Annotated in this window: 17 protein-coding genes; 2 read left to right on the top strand and 15 right to left on the bottom strand. The window is 43.1% G+C overall.

The window, feature by feature from the left end; translation table 11 throughout:
• Positions 1-52: 52 nt before the first annotated feature.
• The 14 genes from adcA to ACORHV_RS00310 form a co-directional block, all read right to left on the bottom strand.
• Complete coding sequence (gene adcA / locus ACORHV_RS00375; protein WP_095726346.1) at positions 53-1,558, bottom strand: zinc ABC transporter substrate-binding lipoprotein AdcA; 1,506 nt, start codon at positions 1,556-1,558, stop codon at positions 53-55.
• Between the two features lie 9 nt (positions 1,559-1,567).
• Positions 1,568-2,374, bottom strand: a complete 807-nt coding sequence (locus tag ACORHV_RS00370; RefSeq protein WP_084922180.1) for a metal ABC transporter permease — start codon at positions 2,372-2,374, stop codon at positions 1,568-1,570.
• Positions 2,367-3,071: a metal ABC transporter ATP-binding protein gene (locus tag ACORHV_RS00365; RefSeq protein ID WP_084922181.1), complete on the bottom strand. Its 705-nt coding sequence runs from the start codon at positions 3,069-3,071 to the stop codon at positions 2,367-2,369. The genes ACORHV_RS00370 and ACORHV_RS00365 overlap by 8 nt, the downstream gene beginning before the upstream one ends.
• Positions 3,071-3,511, bottom strand: a complete 441-nt coding sequence (gene adcR / locus ACORHV_RS00360) for a zinc-dependent transcriptional regulator AdcR (RefSeq protein WP_001249328.1) — start codon at positions 3,509-3,511, stop codon at positions 3,071-3,073. Before adcR ends, ACORHV_RS00365 begins: the two co-directional genes overlap by 1 nt.
• Before the next feature lie 149 nt (positions 3,512-3,660).
• Positions 3,661-5,712: a cell surface ecto-5'-nucleotidase Nt5e gene (nt5e, locus tag ACORHV_RS00355; protein WP_084856460.1), complete on the bottom strand. Its 2,052-nt coding sequence runs from the start codon at positions 5,710-5,712 to the stop codon at positions 3,661-3,663.
• A 142-nt stretch (positions 5,713-5,854) separates the two neighbouring features.
• Complete coding sequence (gene dltD / locus ACORHV_RS00350) at positions 5,855-7,123, bottom strand: D-alanyl-lipoteichoic acid biosynthesis protein DltD (RefSeq protein WP_044021565.1); 1,269 nt, start codon at positions 7,121-7,123, stop codon at positions 5,855-5,857.
• The gene (gene dltC, locus ACORHV_RS00345) at positions 7,116-7,355 is read right to left on the bottom strand and encodes a D-alanine--poly(phosphoribitol) ligase subunit DltC (protein ID WP_000351972.1); all 240 of its coding nucleotides are present in this window, start codon (positions 7,353-7,355) and stop codon (positions 7,116-7,118) included. Before dltC ends, dltD begins: the two co-directional genes overlap by 8 nt.
• A gap of 13 nt (positions 7,356-7,368) precedes the next feature.
• The gene (dltB, locus tag ACORHV_RS00340) at positions 7,369-8,613 is read right to left on the bottom strand and encodes a D-alanyl-lipoteichoic acid biosynthesis protein DltB (protein ID WP_000970392.1); all 1,245 of its coding nucleotides are present in this window, start codon (positions 8,611-8,613) and stop codon (positions 7,369-7,371) included.
• Complete coding sequence (dltA, locus tag ACORHV_RS00335; RefSeq protein WP_434398314.1) at positions 8,610-10,160, bottom strand: D-alanine--poly(phosphoribitol) ligase subunit DltA; 1,551 nt, start codon at positions 10,158-10,160, stop codon at positions 8,610-8,612. The genes dltB and dltA overlap by 4 nt, the downstream gene beginning before the upstream one ends.
• A gap of 20 nt (positions 10,161-10,180) precedes the next feature.
• Positions 10,181-10,312, bottom strand: a complete 132-nt coding sequence (locus ACORHV_RS00330) for a teichoic acid D-Ala incorporation-associated protein DltX (RefSeq protein ID WP_008276434.1) — start codon at positions 10,310-10,312, stop codon at positions 10,181-10,183.
• A 224-nt stretch (positions 10,313-10,536) separates the two neighbouring features.
• Positions 10,537-11,241: an MIP/aquaporin family protein gene (locus ACORHV_RS00325; protein ID WP_434398312.1), complete on the bottom strand. Its 705-nt coding sequence runs from the start codon at positions 11,239-11,241 to the stop codon at positions 10,537-10,539.
• Positions 11,242-11,311: 70 nt separating this feature from the next.
• Positions 11,312-13,138, bottom strand: a complete 1,827-nt coding sequence (glpO, locus tag ACORHV_RS00320; protein WP_434398311.1) for a type 1 glycerol-3-phosphate oxidase — start codon at positions 13,136-13,138, stop codon at positions 11,312-11,314.
• Positions 13,139-13,179: 41 nt separating this feature from the next.
• The gene (gene glpK / locus ACORHV_RS00315; RefSeq protein ID WP_414271961.1) at positions 13,180-14,688 is read right to left on the bottom strand and encodes a glycerol kinase GlpK; all 1,509 of its coding nucleotides are present in this window, start codon (positions 14,686-14,688) and stop codon (positions 13,180-13,182) included.
• 156 nt (positions 14,689-14,844) lie between these two features.
• Complete coding sequence (locus ACORHV_RS00310) at positions 14,845-16,272, bottom strand: helix-turn-helix domain-containing protein (protein ID WP_434398308.1); 1,428 nt, start codon at positions 16,270-16,272, stop codon at positions 14,845-14,847.
• A 164-nt stretch (positions 16,273-16,436) separates the two neighbouring features.
• Between ACORHV_RS00310 and hslO the strand changes: the two genes are divergently transcribed.
• Positions 16,437-17,309 carry an Hsp33 family molecular chaperone HslO gene (gene hslO / locus ACORHV_RS00305; protein ID WP_042903064.1) on the top strand — a complete coding sequence of 291 codons (873 nt, stop codon included), beginning with the start codon at positions 16,437-16,439 and terminating at the stop codon, positions 17,307-17,309.
• Positions 17,296-18,276, top strand: coding sequence for a tRNA dihydrouridine synthase DusB (dusB, locus tag ACORHV_RS00300; protein WP_000183317.1), 981 nt, complete (start codon positions 17,296-17,298; stop codon positions 18,274-18,276). Before hslO ends, dusB begins: the two co-directional genes overlap by 14 nt.
• Positions 18,277-18,343: 67 nt before the next feature.
• Here the strand turns inward: dusB and ACORHV_RS00295 are convergent, their stop codons facing one another.
• Positions 18,344-19,027 (bottom strand): hypothetical protein, encoded by a 684-nt coding sequence (locus ACORHV_RS00295; RefSeq protein WP_000730911.1) that lies wholly within the window; start codon positions 19,025-19,027, stop codon positions 18,344-18,346.
• Positions 19,028-19,107 lie beyond the last annotated feature (80 nt).

Here is a 19,107-nt window from a genome sequence, read left to right as displayed (position 1 = left end):
GATAATCGTTTCTAGCAAAAAATCCCGCAGATTTGCGGGATTCTCTCTTGCATCAATGCGCCAACATTTCTTGGGCGATTTCTTGACCAGATAGGTTATCTGGGTAGTAGGTTGGCCAGTTATCCATCTCTTCAAAGAGGGCTTCTTGGCTAGTACCTCCAAAGAAGATATGGAAATGTTCTGCCTTGACTGGGGCGATATTGTGGTCACTAAACTGAACGTACTTGAACTGTCCAGCATCCGCATCTGTCGCTTCAAAGAGGAAGCGCACCCCACGATTTCCTTTCTTATAAGTCAAGATTTTCTTGCCGACATACTTGTAGGTGAATTTCTTGCTTTGGCCACCTTGAACAAATTCCATAGTGTTATCCGTGATGTTAATCTTGGTCACATCTGTCTGGTAGCCTTTTCTATAGTAGGCCTTGTACTCATCCTTTGTCATCTTGCCAGTCAATTTAGCCTTGTAGTCAAAGACTTGATCGAAAGTACCATCTTCAAGGAAAGGATAGACAGATTGCCAGTTTCCAGCATAGTCACTCAAGGTACGGTCTTTGACATCTGCATCCTCAAAGTAACCATTGTGAACTGTCTTCGTATCCTCTGCTTTTTCAGGCTCGATTTCTGGTCCTTCTTGGTCTGTTGTCTGCTTCAAAGCCTTGAGGTTTTTCTCCATCACGGAGATATAGTCTTCACCGGCCTTGGTTGCTTCTTCTGTCAGACTCTCTAGCGGATTGAGCACGTCTAGTTTGACGCCCGTTTCTTTTGAAAGTGTATTAGCTAGGGCTTGTGAGGCATTTTCTTCAAAGTAGATATAAGAAATCTTGTTTTTCTTGATATACTCTGTCAATTCAGCCAGACGAGCAGCTGACGGTTCTGCATCTGGAGAGAGACCTGAGATGGCGACTTGTTTAAGTCCATAGTCCAAGGCAAGGTAGTTAAAGGCAGCGTGCTGGGTCACAAAGCTCTTTTGTTTAGCTTGAGACAAACCATCTGTGTAGGCCTTGTCCAAGGCTTGCAATTTTTCAATATAGGCAGCTGCATTCTTTTCAAAAGTCTCTTTTTTATCAGGATAATCTGCTGACAAGCTGTCACGGATATGCTCTACCAGTTTGATGGCGCGTGCTGGTGAAAGCCAAACGTGGGGATCGTAGTCGTGATGGTGACCCTCACCGCCTTGATCATGCCCTTCCTCTTCTTCCTCACCACCTGGCAAGAGGAGCATATCACCTGTCGCCTTGATGGTTTTCACCTTTTTTTTATCCAAGGATTCTAGCAATTTTGGAACCCAAGTTTCCATATTTTCATTTTCATAGACAAAGGTATCTGCATCTTGGATTTTGGCAACTGCCTTGGCAGACGGTTCATACTCATGGGGTTCTGTACCAGCACCGATTAGAAGTTCTACATTAGCAGTATCTCCTGTGACTTGTTTGGTAAATTCGTAGACAGGGTAAAAGGTTGTCACGATATTTAGCTTCCCATCTGCCTGTTTTTGATTGGAACAAGCCACTAAAAACAAGGCACATAGACTAGCTAGTAGTAAGCTAATTTTTTTCATTTCATTCTCCTATTTGATAAAACGTTTCAGTAGGCTGACTAACAAAAAGACAGCTACAAAGATAATGGTGATACTAGCGCTGGCAGGGGTTTCTGCATAGTAGGAAATGTAAAGTCCTGCTACCATTCCCAAAAATCCAATAGCACTGGCAAGCAACATAACGGATTTAAAGTTTTTCCCCAGACGAAGGGCAATACTAGCTGGCAAGACCATAATGGTCGACACCAATAGGGCTCCTGCTGCTGGAATCATGAGAGCAATCGCCACCCCTGTCACCATGTTAAAGAGGATAGACATAGTACGAACGGGCAAACCATCCACAAAAGCCGTGTCTTCATCAAAAGTCAGGATATACATTGGTCGCAAGAACAAGAAAGTCAAGAGTAAAACGACCGCAGCAATGACAAAGAGGAAAATTACCTGCTCCTGGCTAATGGTCACAATCGAACCAAAGAGATATTGGTCCAAACTCATGGAACTCGAACTTTTCCCCTTACTCATCACGATAAGAGACACTGCAAGTCCTGTTGACATGAGGATGGCAGTTCCAATTTCCATAAAGTTCTTATAGACTGTCCGGAGATATTCTAGAAAGACCGCAGCGATTAAGACAATAGCAATGGTTGAAATGGTTGGAGAAATCCCCAAAACCAGACCAAAGGCAACCCCTGACAAGGAAACGTGACTAAGAGTATCACTCATCAAACTCTGACGACGTAAGATAAGGAAGGTCCCAAGAACTGGTGAAAAGAGGCTCATGGCAATGACAGCCAAGAAGGCCCGCTGCATGAAGTCATAGGATAACAAACTAAGCATGGTCCACCTCCTGGTCGCTTTCGTGAACGTTGAAACAACGCCATGGCGAATCTTGGTTACGAACTAGATGGATATTGCGATCCGCATAGCCCTTGACCTCCTCAGGATCATGAGTAATCATCAAAACAGCCTTGCCATGATGATGAGCACTATGGTGCATGAGTTCGTAAAATTCATTTTTGCTTCCAGCATCCATCCCTGTCGTTGGCTCATCCAAGACAAAGATATCTGGGTCAGAAGCAAACATCCGAGCAATCACTGCTCGTTGCTTTTGCCCTCCCGAAAGGGAGCCAATTCGTTTGTCACGGTGTTCCCACATACCAACTGAGTCTAGACTGGCCTTGATATGCTCCTCATCATGGGCGTTCAAGCGACGGAACCAACCCTTTCGCGGATAGCGACCCGACTTGACAAATTCATAAACTGTACTTGGAAATCCTGCATTAAAACTAGCAATTTGCTGGGGAAGATAGGCTATCCTAAGCTTTTTCCCATGAGTATTTGTCTTTGAGATGGTTACCTTGCCAAATCTTGGCTGCAAGATGCCTAGACTCGCCTTGATAAGCGTTGTCTTAGCAGCTCCATTTTCACCAGTCAGGGTGACAAACTCCCCACTATCAACACTGTAGTTGATGTGCTCGAGGACAGGTTCCTTGTCATAATAGAAAGACAAGTCCTCTACTGTAATATACCGCATTATTTGATTTCTCCTACTAAAGCAGTTAAAAACCGCTGGATAACTTCTTGTTCATTTGGAGTAAACTGACTTGCCACTTGTTCATAGGCTAAGAGCGTGTGTTCATGATGATGGTGGTGTTCCTCTGCCACTGGTCGAGCTAGTTCTGTCAGTTGGTAAAAAATCACACGCGCATCCTTTGGATCTCTGGATGTCTCTAACATGCCCTCTTTGACCAAAGATTTGATAGCCTTGGTCACTGCCGCCTGACTGACATTAAGGCGACGGGCCAACTCCGAGTTGGTTAGGGATTCTTCCGACAGGAGCATAAGGATGTGTTCCTGAGTATTGGTCAAGGCAACGTCACTCGTGCAATGCCCGATTAGAATTTCATGCTGGTTCTCAGATCTCAAGATCACCTCGTTTAAAAAGTTATCGATTTCCTGCGCAAGCTGTCTCATGTGTTACTCCTTCCCTAGCTATCTTTTTCGTAAAAAAACATAGATAGCCACCGATTCTTTACTGGTTAATTATATCATAAACCAAAAAAGAGTCAAGGGAAAAAGGCGTAAAAACGTTTCCCTAGACTCTTCTAGATGTGAAATTTAACCTATTTTAGCTTTGGTTTTCGGCTCGATAAGATACCTGCCAAACCAGCTACCATTCCCATCAAGAGCAAGAAGATGGACTGTTCACTTCCTGTATTTGGGAGAGCTTTTTCTGAGACAACTGCCTTCTTGCTAAATTGACCTGCCACCTCATAAGTAAGTGGTACATTTGTAGTCGCATCATTAGCAGCCGCATTCGTTTGAGGCGTTTCTACCGGCAGACTAAAAGTTGTAGAATCCACAGAAATCGTCCGTGAGTTCGGGTTGATCTTTTCATACTGGGTCAAATCAGCGGTTTTCAGATACTCTTCAAAGGCTGCATCCATAGACGGGCCTTCTTCACGCGCACCACCTAACATCGTGTAGCCATCACCACCTGCAGCTAGGAAATCATTGGTTGCAAGATAGTAGGTTTTTGCGAGGTCCAGTAGTTCATAACGACCAGTTGCACGGTTTTTAACCTGGATGGCCAAGACACGTTTGCCTGATGGTAGGTTAGTATCATAGTAGACCTTCACACCTGAAACTTGCAAGAAACCACCACTTGGTTCTAACAATGGTTGCCCGTTCTCATCCAAGACCTTCTTGCCATCCTTATCGACCTGCAAGATAGAGCCGAGTGACTTTTCAAACATATCCAAAACTTGTTGCCCAGTCACTTGGATTTGTGAAATGGTATTTCCAAATGGAAGAACAGCAATGACATTTCCTTTAGTGATTGGTTTTCCTTTTGCAATGGTTTCACGCAAGCCACCACCATTTGTCACAGCGATGTCTGTCGGATGGCTAAATCCTGTTTGACCATACTGATAGAGCGAGTCTGCCACGACGTTTCCGAGGTTGGTTTCACGGACCCGAACATTTTCACGATCACCGTTTAGTTCTACAGGGCTGTTTGAAACAATCTCAACCGCATTTTCAGCATCGTATTTTTGTTTAATGTCTTTGACTAGTTTTTCAACTGTTGGATTGGCTGGTAATTTTTTAGCATCAGCAGCCGGAATCTGAGTTGGATTGCCCAAAAGCTGACGGGATTTGTAGGTGATTTTCCCTACATTGTGAAGGTAGCTTCCCGTCTGGTTATAGGTAACATTGTCTCCATAGGTCGTTGATTCTACTGTATGAGAGTGACCATCGATTACTGTTACGCGTTTCCCTTTCAAACGAGGATTTTTAGACAAGGCTTCTGCCAAAGTTGAACCACGCCATTCTACTGGGGTTGTGGTATCCACACCCAAGTGAGCCAGCACAACATAGTGTTTGTAGTCCTTACCTTCTGCACGAGCCTTAGCTTGAACTTCTTCGATGACCTTATTGACTTCAGAGATTGGATCTGTAAAAGTTACCCCTTTGACATTTTTAGGGTGAGTTTTGGTTGCTGTTTCAGGTGTTGTCACCCCGATTACAACAAACTCATCACCTTCCACAGTCTTATCTTTATCAACGATTGTAGAAGCTTCAAAGAGACGAGCACCATTGACGTAGGTATTTGAACTAAGTAATGGGAATTTCAAGATTTCCTTGTATTTCTTAGCTTCGTCCAAACCAAAGTCAAACTCATGGTTTCCTACTGCCATGGCATCATACTGCATCTGATTGAGAATTTCAGCACGCGCTTCACCCTTAGTAGAGTTGGAAATCGGTAAACCTTGGAAAGCGTCTCCCGCATCAACAACTAGAGTATTTTGATTTGATTTCGCACGTTCCTGCTCAATGACTGTCGCTAACTTAGCATCTCCAATAACTCCCTTTTCCTCTACGATACGACCGTGGACATCATTGGTGTGCAAGATAACGGTGTCCTTTTCTTCGCTTTTAGGAGATTCAACAGGAGCTAACGGAGCTTCTGCAGGTGCAACTGCTTCTGAAGTTGCCGAAGTTTCCGGTACCGCAGGGCTCTCAACAGGAGCTGGAGTCGCCGACGTAGCAGGAGTCGCTACGACAGCTGAACTTTCTGCAGGAGTTGTTGCTTCTTCAGCATAGACTTGTCCAGCTAAGAAGGCTGGAGCTAACAGGGCTGTCGACAAGACAGGTAACAAAGAACGTTTGTTCATTTTAAAATCCCTTTCTTTTCTTTTTCTCTTTTATATTATACGCTATTTCTAAAAATTTTGAAACTTTTGACCTATTTTCATCTTAAATATTCGCCATTTAAACAAAAAAGCTTGGGTTTAAATCCCAAACTTTTAGCTTATTTTATTGGAAATCTTTGATATTCCCATCATAGGTCGCCCAGTCCTTGCTAAAGAAGCGGTCATTCATCTTATAGTCTGGAGCTGGAGTCGGATCCGTCAAGAAGGGATTGACAACCTTATCAAAAGCCAACCAACCCAACCAACCAATATGAATGGTGTCCTTGACAAAGTACGGATCTCCGCCTTTTTTAGAAAAGTCAGCAATGTTGGTGAAACCTTGACTTTCTAACTGGTAACGAATTTTCTCCACTGCATGCTGGTACATCTCTTCACTGAGCCCTGTGTACTCCATCCACTTCTTGTTAACCGGCTGAATAACAAAGAGTACATTGACATTCGACTTAGCAAATTGATTGAGGACCAGCTGCAAATCATTGTACTCGGAGGACTTGAGGAAGTTGTAATTTTTTTGATACCCTTCCCATTTTTTTAAATCCTTTTGAATCTCTCTCGTATAGAAATGATTTTCCATCCCCATATCGTTATTGGTCGTATTTGCTTCTGCGTCCTTACGAACAATTTTTTCTAACTCATCATAAGAAAATTGATCCGGAAGATCTTTTAAATAGTTCTCCACGTGTTCCTTGTACTTGAGTTGTCCTCGAATGGAGAATTGTCCAAAGAGAGCGGATTGTTTTTCATTGAATCGCGCAAAAATATCAATAGCAACCTGATCAACATCTGATAATTCTTCACCCTTTGACAGTTTTTGAACAATGCCTTTTAATGCAACATTAGGATTCTGCTTTAACAATCGAATAGCCGCATGCTTTGCAGCAATGTCACCAGATTGATTTCCCAAAAAAGCTGTCAATTGGTCACTGTTAAAAAATCTCTGAAACGCTGCAGGTTCATAATCTGTCTCCGTAAACCACTGAGGCGAAATCACAAATACAGCCTGCTTATTCTCTATTTCTGGCAAAATTTGCTGTAGGCCAAAATATTGATTGAGAGAGGCTGCTCCTGCTTGTCCTAGAAAGTAAGGACGATAGGGACGATGGTATTTTTCCGCTAAAACAGCTGGATGGACACTATCAAATCGAATCCATTCACTGGACCCTAGAAAAGGAATAAAACGCATATTTGGATCCGTAAGAGCCCTTACTTTTTGGCTTCTCTCTTTAAAACTCTCTGCACTAACAGAAGCCGCCGAATATTTCTCCTCCGTCAGATTATGACTTGTTGTACCTGGATAAAAAAAGATGAGTAGAAGAACCAAAAATCCAGCAATGAAGATAGGCCCGAAGATCAGCCACAAGCGTTTAAGCATTCTTCAACTCCGTAATACCTTCTACGATTTTATTAGCCGTATTCCAGTCATCACGACCGAATTCCGTCACTGGAACACGAATGTCAAAACGGTTTTCAATCTCAACAATCAATTCAACCGTTCCCATGCTATCCAAGACACCAGCATCAAAAAGATCTTCATCCATCATGTCAGAAACATCTTCCATAAACAACTCATCAATAATTTCAATAACTTCTGATTTGATATCCATTTTTCATATCCTTTTATTTTTTAAACCATAAATCATTCAAAAATCCAGAAAAGATTAAGAATGAAACCATCACGACATGGAAGGTGACAACCATGCCAAGCAACTGAATCCAGCGATTCTCAGGTAAGGAACCCTTTCCAGCTTTTTTCCGTTCTTTATTGAGTGTTTTTTTCTTACGAACCCAAGCATCATTGATGACCAGCCCAATCCCATGAAAAAGTCCATAGGCGATGTAGTACCAGGTCACACCATGCCAAAATCCCATAATCAGCATATTGAGAATATAGGCTACACTTGAAGTGACATTGCGATTTTTAAAGACCTTCTTTCTGGTCAACACCATGACCATCCGCATAAAGACAAAGTCACGGAACCAGAAAGACAGACTCATGTGCCAGCGATTCCAAAACTCTTTTAAATCCCTTGACAAAAAGGGCTTGTTAAAGTTGATAGGACTATGAATCCCCATCAAGTTTGAAATGGCTAAGGCAAACATAGAGTAGCCCGCAAAGTCAAAGAAGAGCTCCAGGCCAAAGGTGTACATGACCGCTAAAGCGTAGAGGTTAAAGAAACCACCTGTCTGCAAGGCCAAATTTTTCAGCGGAGGCAATAATGTCTCTCCTAAAATGTGAGCCAAGATAAACTTGTAGAGGAAGCCAAGCATGATATATTTGACAGCCTCTTCTAGCATATCCATCAGCTCATCCCGCTCAGGAATGGTCTCGTAATTTTCATTGAAGCGTTTAAAACGATCAATGGGACCACTTGAGAAAGTCGGCATAAAGAGAAGAAAACGTAAGAATTGCCAAATCGTTAAATCCTTGATGACACCGTCTCTCAACTCAACGATAACCCCAACTGCACGAAAGGTTAAGTAAGAAATCCCTAAAAAGCCAAACAAAGATTGAGGTCCATGAATAGCAGGAGATACTTTCACAAAGACGATTGGCAATAGAGATAGAAAGCTAATCAGGTAAAATATCCATTTACTATCCCGTTGTTTCCTGTACCTTTTGTAGAAAGATACAAGCAGCACTTGCCAAATAACATAAAGGATAAGAGCGCTTATTTGATTCGTCTTTCCACCGACCAACATGGTGATGATAAAGAAGAGACTAACGAGCACCTCGTACAAGGCAAAACGTTTCTTGAAAAAAAGACCGATAAAGATAGGTAAAGTCGCAACAATTACGTATAAAAAGTACTGAAGATCACCATAAGGTTCCAAATGAGGTAGCTGTTTATAAAGCTCCATCATCTACTGTTTACCTCGTTAATCAAGCCCTTGATATCAATTTTACCATTAGGCGTTAGCGGCAAACTATCTCGATAAAGAAACTTAGACGGCATCATATAAGACATCATGATATCTGCTAGGTCTTCTTTGATAGCCTTGGTAATATCGATATCACGTTCAAACTGCTGACGGGCACCGTCTTTTAGGATGACATAGGCCAATAGATTTTGCACCTTGTGATCCTTGTTATAACGTGGGACAGCAACAGCCGACTCGATAAAGCGAGACTTGTTGAGGTTTTGAGAGACATCTTCAAGCTCAATGCGATAACCATTAAACTTAATCTGGAAATCCATGCGTCCACCATAGAGAAGCAAGCCCTCATCTGTCATGGTTCCTACATCCCCTGTGTGGTAGGCTGGAAGACCTTCGAACTCAAAGAAAGCTTCTGCTGTTTTTTCAGGATTATTCATATAGCCTTTTGAAACAGCTGGCCCAGAAACAATGATTTCTCCTTGCTCACCATTTGGAACTTTCTTACCTTCCTCATCAATGATAAAGGTCGGAGAATCCGCCTTGGTATAGCCGATTGGCAGGCGTTTGAGAGTCGTCAACATCTCGTCTGTTACAGCAACTGCTGACAAAGCCACTGTCGCTTCTGTTGGTCCGTAAGCATTGATAATACGGGCATCTGGGAATCGCTCGCGTAGTTTTTGAGCTGTTTTGACCGTCAATTCTTCACCATCAAAGTAGAAATGCGTGATTCCTGGCAATTTCTCACTATTAAAGTCTTCTGACAACATGGCCATATCTGCAAAGGACGGTGTTGAGGTCCAGATAGCAATGGGCAGTGAAAAGATGGTCGCAAAGAGTTTTTTGAAGTCCTGAGTAATGGCCGAAGGAAGAGCGAAAAGCGTGCCACCAAGTGCCAAAGTCGGTGCCCAGTACATGACAGATAGGTCAAAAGAATAAGGGGGCTGAGCCAGCATTTGTGGACGACTTGGCGTCGCAAATTCCTTATCTGTAATCATCCAGTTGGTAAAGCTGAGGAGATTATCATGGGAAATCTGCACTCCCTTAGGCTTACCGGTCGTACCAGAAGTAAAGATGATATAGTAGTTGTCATCTCCCTTGACTGGATGGATCATCTCGTAGCTAGAAACTTGAGCAAAAGCTTCATGGACTTGCTCTAAATTCAGCATTGGTGTGCTAGTTTGCTCTAATGGAAAATCCGAGATGGCAATAATCAAACTTGGCTCTGCAACTTCTACGATAGCAGAAACTCGTTCCAAGGCCGAATGGCTATCAATTGGAATATAGGCATGTCCCGACTTGGTCAGCGCAACAAAGGTAGCCAGCATCTCATATTCCTGTCCGCCAAAAACGACGACTGGAGATTTCTCAGGTAAGCCTAGTTGATCGATGGTTGCAGCCAAACTATCCGAATCAGCCTTCAGATCACCATAAGTATGTTCTTGGCCTAAAACATTGTAGACAGGATATGTTGGTTGTGTTTGAGCAAAGTGCTCAATCGTTTCAATCATATCTTTTATTGGTTTATTAGACACTGTTCCTCTTCTCCTTTAAACTAGAACTCATTATAAATAAAGGTGCCTTGGCTCTGACCAAGGTAACTAAAAAAATAAAGCAAACCAAGCAAGATTACAAAATATAGAGCCGTCCGGCCTAAGAATACATGTAAATTTCGTTGTTTTTTCATAAGCTATCCATTAATATATTATTTCTATTAACTATCAGTATGTATTGTTAGCATCTTATCTTCCTAACATTTTACCACTTTATCAACCTTTTTTTCAACTGTTTACCATAACTTAAAAATTGGTTTTAGCTTATTTTAAGATAAGTTAAAATATTAATGTTTTGGCCATCAAAAAAGAGCCTGAGATTTCCATCTCAAACTCTGTTGCCAATAACTCTTTTATCTTAGAAAAGTGAAAATACGAGAACTGCTAGGGCTGCACCAATAACAGGTCCTACAACAGGAATCCAAGCATAAGACCAGTCCCCATCTCCCTTGTTTGGAATTGGAAGAAGGCTATGCATAATGCGAGGACCGAGGTCACGAGCTGGGTTCAAGGCACAACCAGTTGTCCCACCTAGTGAAAGACAGATACCGACAATCAAGGTTCCCACTGCAAAGGTTCCTAGCCCTGCTTGAAGGTCATAGAGACCCAAAGCAAAGATTGTCAATACCAAGACAAAAGTCCCAAGGATTTCACTAATCAAGTTTGACACAGTATCTTTGATAGCTGGTCCAGTGCTGAAAGTTGCTAGAATATTTCCTGCATTTTCTTCCGCCTCATAGTGTGGTTTGAATTGCAACCAAACCAAAATCTGAGCCACCATCGCTCCTGCGAATTGGGCTAGGATATAAGGGAAAACAGAAGCCCAAGAGAGCGTTCCTTTTAAGGCCATCGCAAACGTCACAGCTGGATTTAGGTGGGCTGGACTGAGCGTGCCAGATACAAAGGCCGCAACGGCTACAGCAATTCCCCATCCCATAGTAATCACGATCCATCCTGAATTGTTGCTCTTGGTTTTGGGAAGAACCACACCTGCAACAACACCATTTCCTAGGAGGATCAGGATTAAGGTCCCCAAAAATTCTCCAAATAATTCTTTCATCATATCTTTGTCTCCATTTAAATGAAGGGGCTGGCGACAAGGAATGCTGCCCTCCCCTCTCTTCTAGTTTTTCTTAATTTTTTAGTTCTGCCAAATCGTTTTGAGCAAGAGCTGCTTCGACATCCGCACGGTAGGCTGCTTTTTCTTCTTCGGTCCAATCATAGAATCGTCCCATTTCATCCAGAACTGGCTCAACGATGCTATCTAAACTATCACGCATAAAGAGCATGTGGTTGGTACGACGAAGAAGAAAGTCAACTGGGCTAAGAGCCAACTCATTGCGCATTGCATAGTGAAGGGACAAGGTATCTGCCAAGCTGAGTCCTGGCGCTTGTTCCAAGCTGTGAGCAAGTGCAAAGACTTTCGGTGCATTTGAACCGTAAAGATTTGCGAGATACTGGGCTTCCTTGCTATCCAAGCCACGTGAAACTCCAAGTTGAGCAAAGGCTTCAATTTCTGAGTCCACATTTGCTGGGTTCAATTCTCCACCTGAAACAGGGTAAGTCTTAGAGTTGATGAGTTTAAAGCTACGGTCAAATTCGGCTTTGAGGATGTCAACCACACGCTCCATAGCTCCTTCAGCCATCTTACGGTAGTCTGTGATTTTACCACCAGCAAGAGTCAACAGGCCATTGTCATCACGGTCCAAGCTCGAACCACGAGAAACTGCAGATGGGTCCAAATGTTTCTCAGATGTGCTGCTTTCAAGCTTGCTGACAGCAGATTCAACATCTTCACGCGTTTTTTCTTTCGAGAGATAAGCTTCGACAGTCGCAATCAAGCTATTGAAGCTCTCATCACTAATGGTTCCGTTATTCCCTCCATTGTAGTCAGAAGCGCTATTGCCTGCAATCAATGGACGAAGACCAGCCCAGCTGCTTTCAATATCAGCAACGGTAATGTTTGCTTCTGGGAAGCGGTTGTTGACAATGCCAAGTAGATAATCTACATCTTCCTGCGTCACTTTTGGATGTTCCAAATCACCTGTGTAGTCTGTATCGGTTGTACCAAAGTAAGTCTTGTTTTCACGTGGGAGAACAAAGACCATACGACCATCTCCCAAACCTGTGTCAAAGTAAACTGGCTGTGAAACCTTGATCTTGCTTGAGTCCACCACCAAGTGAACTCCCTTAGTTGGACGCATTTGTGAGAATTGCGTTCCCTTATTAGACAGATTGCGTACCTTGTCGCTCCAAGGACCTGTCGTGTTGATAACCAGACGAGCCTTGATATCAAAGACTTGGTCTGTCAACAAATCACGAGCCACGACACCTGTAATCTTACCACTTTCGTCAAAGAGGAAGCCTTCTGCCTTCACGTGGTTGGCAATGAGGGCACCATCTTGGTTGGCACGTTTGATGTTTTCGATCACGAGACGCGCATCGTTGTTACGGAAGTCAAGATAAACTCCACCTCCTACCAAACCTTCTTTCTTCAAGTTTGGCTGGCGTTCCAAGACTTCTTCTTTGCTCAAAACCTTGTTTGCAGCAGGCGTATTGTTAACCCCTGCCAATAGGTCGTACAAGTCCATGGCTACTTTGAGACGGAAAAGGCTAAATGTTGCTCCATCCTCGTCGTAAACTGGCAAGAGCATTGGATCTGGTTTTGGAATATGTGGAGCGACTTGTTGAACCACCGCACGCTCAGAAACTGTATCTGATACCACTTCCACGTCGAATTGTTTGAGATAACGTAGACCTCCGTGGACCAATTTTGTTGAACGGCTAGATGTTCCTTCTGCGAAGTCCTGCATTTCAATCAAACCAGTGTCAAGACCACTGGCTGCTGCCTGCAAAGCTACACCAGCTCCTGTAATCCCGCCACCAATAACCAAGAGATCCAAGGTGCGTTCCTGCATTTTTTTAATTGACAATTCACGTGTTTTCTTTGAAAATTCCATATTTACACACTTTCTATCTGAGTCACTTTATTCTTCCAATATTAGTCATCTACTTCCGCAAAGACTTGAGTTGCTTTCACAGCCTTCTTCCAGCCCTTATAGAGTTGTTCCTTACGAGATTCGTTCATCGATGGTTCGAAAAGTTCTCCTGTCTCGTTCAAGAGTTTCAACTCATCCAAGTCCTTCCAGTAGCCTACTGACAATCCTGCCAGGAAGGCTGCCCCTAGGGCAGTTGTTTCCAAGTTTTTAGCGCGTGCGATATCAATTCCCAAGATGTCAGCTTGGAACTGCATGAGGAAGTTGTTCATGGCTGCACCACCATCTACCTTCAAGACTTGGATAGCTGTCTGAGCATCCACTTGCATGGTGTCGATGATGTCACGTACTTGATAAGCGATAGATTGCAAAGTCGCCTTGATAAAGTCTTCTTTAGTTGTTCCACGAGTCAAGCCAAAGACAGATCCTCGAGCGTTTTGGTTCCAGTATGGTGCCCCTAGACCTGTAAAGGCAGGTACGACATAGACTTCGTCATTATTGTGAGAATTAAGAGCATATTTTTCAGACTCTGGTGAGTTTTCCACCATGCGAAGACCGTCACGAAGCCATTGAATGGCACTTCCTGCGATGAAGATAGAACCTTCCAAAGCATAGTAAACCTTGCCGTTAATACCATAACCAATCGTTGTCAAAAGGTTGTTTTCAGACAACTGCATTTCTTCACCAGTGTTCATGATGATGAAGGAACCAGTTCCGTAGGTATTTTTAACCATACCAGGATCAAAAGCCAACTGACCAAAGAGGGCTGCTTGTTGGTCACCCGCCATACCAGAGATTGGCACTTCTCCACCGTAGAAATGGAATGGAGCTGTCTTGCCATAGATTTCAGAATTAGAACGAACTTCTGGAAGCATAGCCTTAGGAATGTTGAGGATTTCCAAAATCTCATCATCCCACTTTAGTTGTTTAATGTTATAGAGCATGGTACGAGCCGCATTTGAGTAGTCCGTCACGTGAGCCGCACCGTCAGTCAATTTCCAAACCAACCAAGTATCGATAGTACCAAAGAGCAATTCACCCTTTTCAGCTCGCTCTTGAGCGCCTTCTACATGGTCCAAAATCCAGCGAACCTTGGTAGCAGAGAAGTAAGCATCGATGATTAAACCAGTCTTTTCATGGAATTTTTCCACATAACCTTGGCTTTTTAGTTGTTCAGCCAGAGGAGCAGTTTGGCGTGATTGCCAAACGATAGCATTATAGATAGGGAGCCCTGTTTTCTTATCCCAGACGACAGTTGTTTCACGCTGGTTGGTAATCCCGATGGCTTCGATTTGACTTGGTTTCACACCACTTTCGATGAAAGCACCCGCGATAACTGACTGAACAGAGTTCCAAATTTCATTGGCATTGTGCTCAACCCAACCTGCTTGAGGGAAAATCTGAGTGAACTCTTTTTGGCTGGAGCTGACCTTTTCTCCTTTTTTGTTAAAAATGATGGCACGAGAACTGGTAGTTCCTTGGTCAATAGCCATGATGTATTTTTCTTGTGACATGTGCTGTCCTCCTGATAAAATCTTGAGGGGGTTCCTCTTTACAGTAACTAGTATACAAAATAAAGCGCTTTCTTGTCTATCAATTTTTTTAAAATTTTTAAAAAAAGTGAGGAGTTTGTGCGAATTTCACAAAAAAGACCTGAAAAATCAGGTCTTTTAGGCAAATAGCATCTGACGGATCGTAGCTAAATCTTCGATGTCCAAATCATTTTTCAAATAGTAGATAGGTGTTTGTTCTTTCTTATGGATAGGGTTATTGGTAACCAGCAAATCATAATGACGAGTACGGTCATAGGCTTCGATAGTAATGAAGCGATTGTACTCCAAATATCGTTTTAAAAGGGCTGACATTCTCGAAAAAACAAGGAAGCCTGCTGTTAGATCTAGCCCTATTCTCAGATGTTTGCCTATATTTTCTGCCATATACTCCATCAACTGAAGCCATTCCCAAAGGATTTTTTTATCCAGATCCGTCCCCTGATGAAAGGCTGGCAAGGAGGCGAAAATTTTCTGAGCAATATCTCGAAAGTCATGCTCCATCAGCAAATAAGGGTGCCGATGCTCTATCTGATACTTGTATCGATCTTGCAAGATATAGCCCTTGTAGAGATAAACTTGGCTACAAAGTTGACTCAGTTCATAAGTGATATGGTCCTCTGTATAGTCCCCTAATAGCTTCTCCTTCTTCATTTCCTGGATCATTTGTGTCAGTAAAGCCGCAAGTTCTCCCCCAAAACCAAGGATATACTCCATGGTATGAAGGGGCAAGATACGATGGGAAAGAAGGAAAGAGAAGAAAATCATCATCTCCCCATCCTCAGTTCCTAGAGGGATATGTTGCCCAGCAAAAAAGGACGGAGCCTTTCTCAGCAAACGAAGGTAGAAAATATTGTCAAAATACCCTCGCATTTTTTCTTCTATGACTTGAAACTGACAGGCGTTAACCCGAAGGCGCTGTTGACTGATGTGAACCCAGAGAACCAAGTCCAGTTTCTGACCTGAAGACAAGCTAGCACCGCAGATTTCTTCTAAGCTGGCAATCTCCTGCTTTCTCTCTGGCTTCTGCATATGTCCTTCCCATTCCTGACTGGACCACAACTTGCGAAAAAGGCAGAAATAAAAGTAACGAATCTGATGCTCTGGACCTCGCCAACGACCATTTTGGATGGATAAGTCAAACTCTGACAAAATCTGATTTAGACTAGCTAAATGGCGACCAAGCGTGGCCTCGCTAATCATTAATTCTTGAGCCAATTGATGGGCTAGGAACTGTTGGTGATAGAGAAGGTAAACCAAAATTTGGTACTTAATGGCATTGTCTAAAAACAAGCTCCGAATCTCTCTTCCCTTGGTATCTGCACTAATCGACAAACGCAGATTTTCATCTTCCAAGTGAATGGTCAGCTCTAGCCCTCTTTCCCAGGCATTTTCGTTAATCAGAGAAATGTACTTGGTTAAGGTCGCCTTTGAAAAACCTGTTTCTTCCATGGCTTTCTTGACTGTTGTCTGCGAATCTTGTAATAGAAAGGAAAGGACTAAAAATTGACCAGATTCTGCTTTTTCCATCAAATCACCTAAATACATTTGTTACCCCTTTCATTCTCTCCTACAAGCATAGCATAAATCTTTCAAATGCTGAAATAATCTGTTTCTCATTTTATTTTAAAGCCGATTTCCTCGTCCTTATTCCACAGAAACAGCAAACACACGACTCCCCCTTTGGGCATTTTTATGCTAAAATAGTAGCTATGGATAAAATTATTAAAACAATATCAGAAAGCGGAGCCTTTCGTGCTTTTGTCCTTGATAGCACCGAAACTGTCCGCACTGCTCAAGAAAAACATCAAACTCAAGCCAGTTCAACTGTCGCACTTGGTCGTACCCTTATCGCTAGCCAAATTCTCGCAGCCAATGAAAAAGGAAATACCAAACTAACAGTTAAAGTTCTGGGAACCAGCTCTCTCGGTGCCATCATCACGGTCGCAGATACCAAGGGCAATGTTAAAGGCTACGTTCAAAATCCAGGTGTTGACATCAAAAAAACTGCAACGGGTGAAGTCCTAGTCGGTCCTTTTGTTGGAAACGGTCAATTTCTCGTTATCACAGACTACGGTACTGGAAATCCCTACAACTCCATGACCCCTCTCATCTCTGGGGAGATCGGTGAAGACTTGGCCTATTACCTGACAGAAAGTCAACAAACTCCTTCAGCAGTCGGCCTCAATGTTCTTTTAGACAAAGAGGACAAGGTTGAAGTTGCCGGTGGTTTTCTTCTCCAAGTCTTGCCCGGGGCCAAGGAAGAAGAGATTGCCCGCTTTGAAAAACGCATCCAAGAAATGCCAGCCATCTCAACCCTTCTGGAAAGCGATGATCATATCGAAGCCCTTCTCAAGGCTATCTATGGTGACGAATCCTACAAACGTCTATCTGAAGAAGAAATTCGTTTCCAATGTGACTGCAGTAAAGACCGTTTTATGAACGCTCTTGCCAGCCTTCCAAACTCAGATCTTGAGGAAATGAAAGAGGAAGACCACGGGGCTGAAATCACTTGCCAATTCTGCCAAACAACTTACAACTTTGATGAAAACGACCTGGAGGAACTCATTCGTGACAAATCTTAATACACCCTTTATGATTGGCAATGTTGAGATTCCCAATCGTACCGTTTTAGCGCCTATGGCTGGCGTGACCAACTCAGCCTTTCGTACCATCGCAAAAGAGCTCGGAGCTGGACTCGTTGTGATGGAAATGGTCTCTGACAAGGGAATCCAGTACAACAACGAAAAAACACTGCACATGCTTCATATTGACGAAGGAGAAAATCCCGTGTCTATCCAACTTTTTGGTAGTGATGAAGACAGCCTCGCTCGCGCAGCAGAATTCATCCAAGAAAATACTAAGACCGATATCGTCGATATCAACATGGGCTGCCCAGTTAACAAAATCGTGAAGAACGAAGCTGGCGCTATGTGGCTCAAGGATCCAGACAAGATCTACTCTATTATCAACAAGGTCCAATCTGTCCTTGATATCCCCCTCACTGTCAAAATGCGCACTGGCTGGTCTGATCCATCCCTAGCCGTGGAAAATGCCCTCGCTGCTGAGGCTGCAGGTGTCTCTGCCCTCGCTATGCACGGCCGTACCCGTGAACAAATGTACACAGGTCACGCAGACCTTGAGACTCTTCACAAGGTTGCTCAAGCTTTGACCAAGATTCCATTTATCGCAAATGGTGATATCCGTACGGTCCAAGAAGCCAAACAGCGTATCGAAGAAGTCGGGGCTGACGCTGTCATGATTGGTCGCGCAGCCATGGGAAACCCCTATCTCTTCAACCAGATCAACCACTACTTTGAAACAGGAGAAATTCTCCCTGACTTGACATTTGAAGACAAGATGAAAATCGCCTACGAACATTTGAAACGCTTGATTAACCTCAAAGGAGAAAACGTAGCCGTTCGTGAATTCCGCGGTCTCGCTCCTCACTACCTCCGGGGAACATCTGGAGCTGCCAAACTTCGTGGAGCCATTTCACAAGCTAGCACCCTAGCAGAGATTGAAGCCCTCTTGCAATTAGACAAAGCATAATACACAAAAAAACCGTAACTCACTTGGAGTTTACGGTTTTTTAGATCCTAGGAAAACCTAGGTACTATTATTGAATCAAGGCAACGCTCGAAACTTTACCATCCGCACCTGTTGTAATTTGGATGATTTTTCCTCCACCGATTTTGGCATTATACTTGCCATCATCAAGGGTGTAAGAGTAGCCTCTGATAGAATAGTTTTCTTTCTTTCCATCTGCAGTTTCTACTGTAAACTGGCCCCCTGATGAAACCGTAATAGTTTCGCCATTTGCTCCCTTCCAGTTGCCTGCAGCTGCTGAGAAATCACCATCGACCATGGTTAAAACACCCTTGTAGCGTTTGTTGTGTTCTGCTTGCTTGTCTTGAAGTTGGCGGTCAGTTGTTGGATCATAGCCTGACTGGTTAGACTGAGCTTGAGAACCTTGCTGAGTTGAAGGTGCCTGAGATGGAGCTTGTTGACTAGGAGCTGCTTGTTCTTGTCTTGATTCAGGTGCTGGTTTCGCTTGTGACTGATCTGGCGTTGTAGAAGACTGACCTGAAGATGCCTGAACCTTTTCAGATGAAGCTGAGCTTGAAGATTTTTGTGTCTTGCTTTCTTTGCTAGAAGAGGCTGCTTTAGAACTTGATGATTGACTTGTCTTGGCAGAGCTACTGGTTTGAGTGGTTTCATTTTTATTTCCACAAGCTCCTAGTAGCAAGGTAGAAGCCAATACAGTCGCTGCCATCAATTTGATATAGGTTTTCTTTTTCATTTTTCTACTCCTTTGTAACATTTTTGAAATGTTAAGAAATCTTTTTGTAATATAATTGTAACATTGGACTTTGAATCTGT

Origin of the sequence: Streptococcus sp. KHUD_016, from assembly GCF_051106465.1 — a bacterium.
Classification (GTDB): Bacteria; Bacillota; Bacilli; order Lactobacillales; family Streptococcaceae; genus Streptococcus.
This window is presented reverse-complemented; position numbering and strand designations above follow the sequence as displayed.

Excerpts from the sequence above, each read along its gene's own strand:
- adcA (WP_095726346.1), bottom strand. The coding sequence starts at position 1,558 with ATGAAAAAAATTAGCTTACTACTAGCTAGTCTATGTGCCTTGTTTTTA.
- ACORHV_RS00370 (WP_084922180.1), bottom strand. The coding sequence starts at position 2,374 with ATGCTTAGTTTGTTATCCTATGACTTCATGCAGCGGGCCTTCTTGGCT.
- ACORHV_RS00365 (WP_084922181.1), bottom strand. The coding sequence starts at position 3,071 with ATGCGGTATATTACAGTAGAGGACTTGTCTTTCTATTATGACAAGGAA.
- adcR (WP_001249328.1), bottom strand. The coding sequence starts at position 3,511 with ATGAGACAGCTTGCGCAGGAAATCGATAACTTTTTAAACGAGGTGATC.
- nt5e (WP_084856460.1), bottom strand. The coding sequence starts at position 5,712 with ATGAACAAACGTTCTTTGTTACCTGTCTTGTCGACAGCCCTGTTAGCT.
- dltD (WP_044021565.1), bottom strand. The coding sequence starts at position 7,123 with ATGCTTAAACGCTTGTGGCTGATCTTCGGGCCTATCTTCATTGCTGGA.
- dltC (WP_000351972.1), bottom strand. The coding sequence starts at position 7,355 with ATGGATATCAAATCAGAAGTTATTGAAATTATTGATGAGTTGTTTATG.
- dltB (WP_000970392.1), bottom strand. The coding sequence starts at position 8,613 with ATGATGGAGCTTTATAAACAGCTACCTCATTTGGAACCTTATGGTGAT.
- ACORHV_RS00330 (WP_008276434.1), bottom strand. The coding sequence starts at position 10,312 with ATGAAAAAACAACGAAATTTACATGTATTCTTAGGCCGGACGGCTCTA.
- ACORHV_RS00325 (WP_434398312.1), bottom strand. The coding sequence starts at position 11,241 with ATGATGAAAGAATTATTTGGAGAATTTTTGGGGACCTTAATCCTGATC.
- glpO (WP_434398311.1), bottom strand. The coding sequence starts at position 13,138 with ATGGAATTTTCAAAGAAAACACGTGAATTGTCAATTAAAAAAATGCAG.
- glpK (WP_414271961.1), bottom strand. The coding sequence starts at position 14,688 with ATGTCACAAGAAAAATACATCATGGCTATTGACCAAGGAACTACCAGT.
- ACORHV_RS00310 (WP_434398308.1), bottom strand. The coding sequence starts at position 16,272 with ATGTATTTAGGTGATTTGATGGAAAAAGCAGAATCTGGTCAATTTTTA.
- hslO (WP_042903064.1), top strand. The coding sequence starts at position 16,437 with ATGGATAAAATTATTAAAACAATATCAGAAAGCGGAGCCTTTCGTGCT.
- ACORHV_RS00295 (WP_000730911.1), bottom strand. The coding sequence starts at position 19,027 with ATGAAAAAGAAAACCTATATCAAATTGATGGCAGCGACTGTATTGGCT.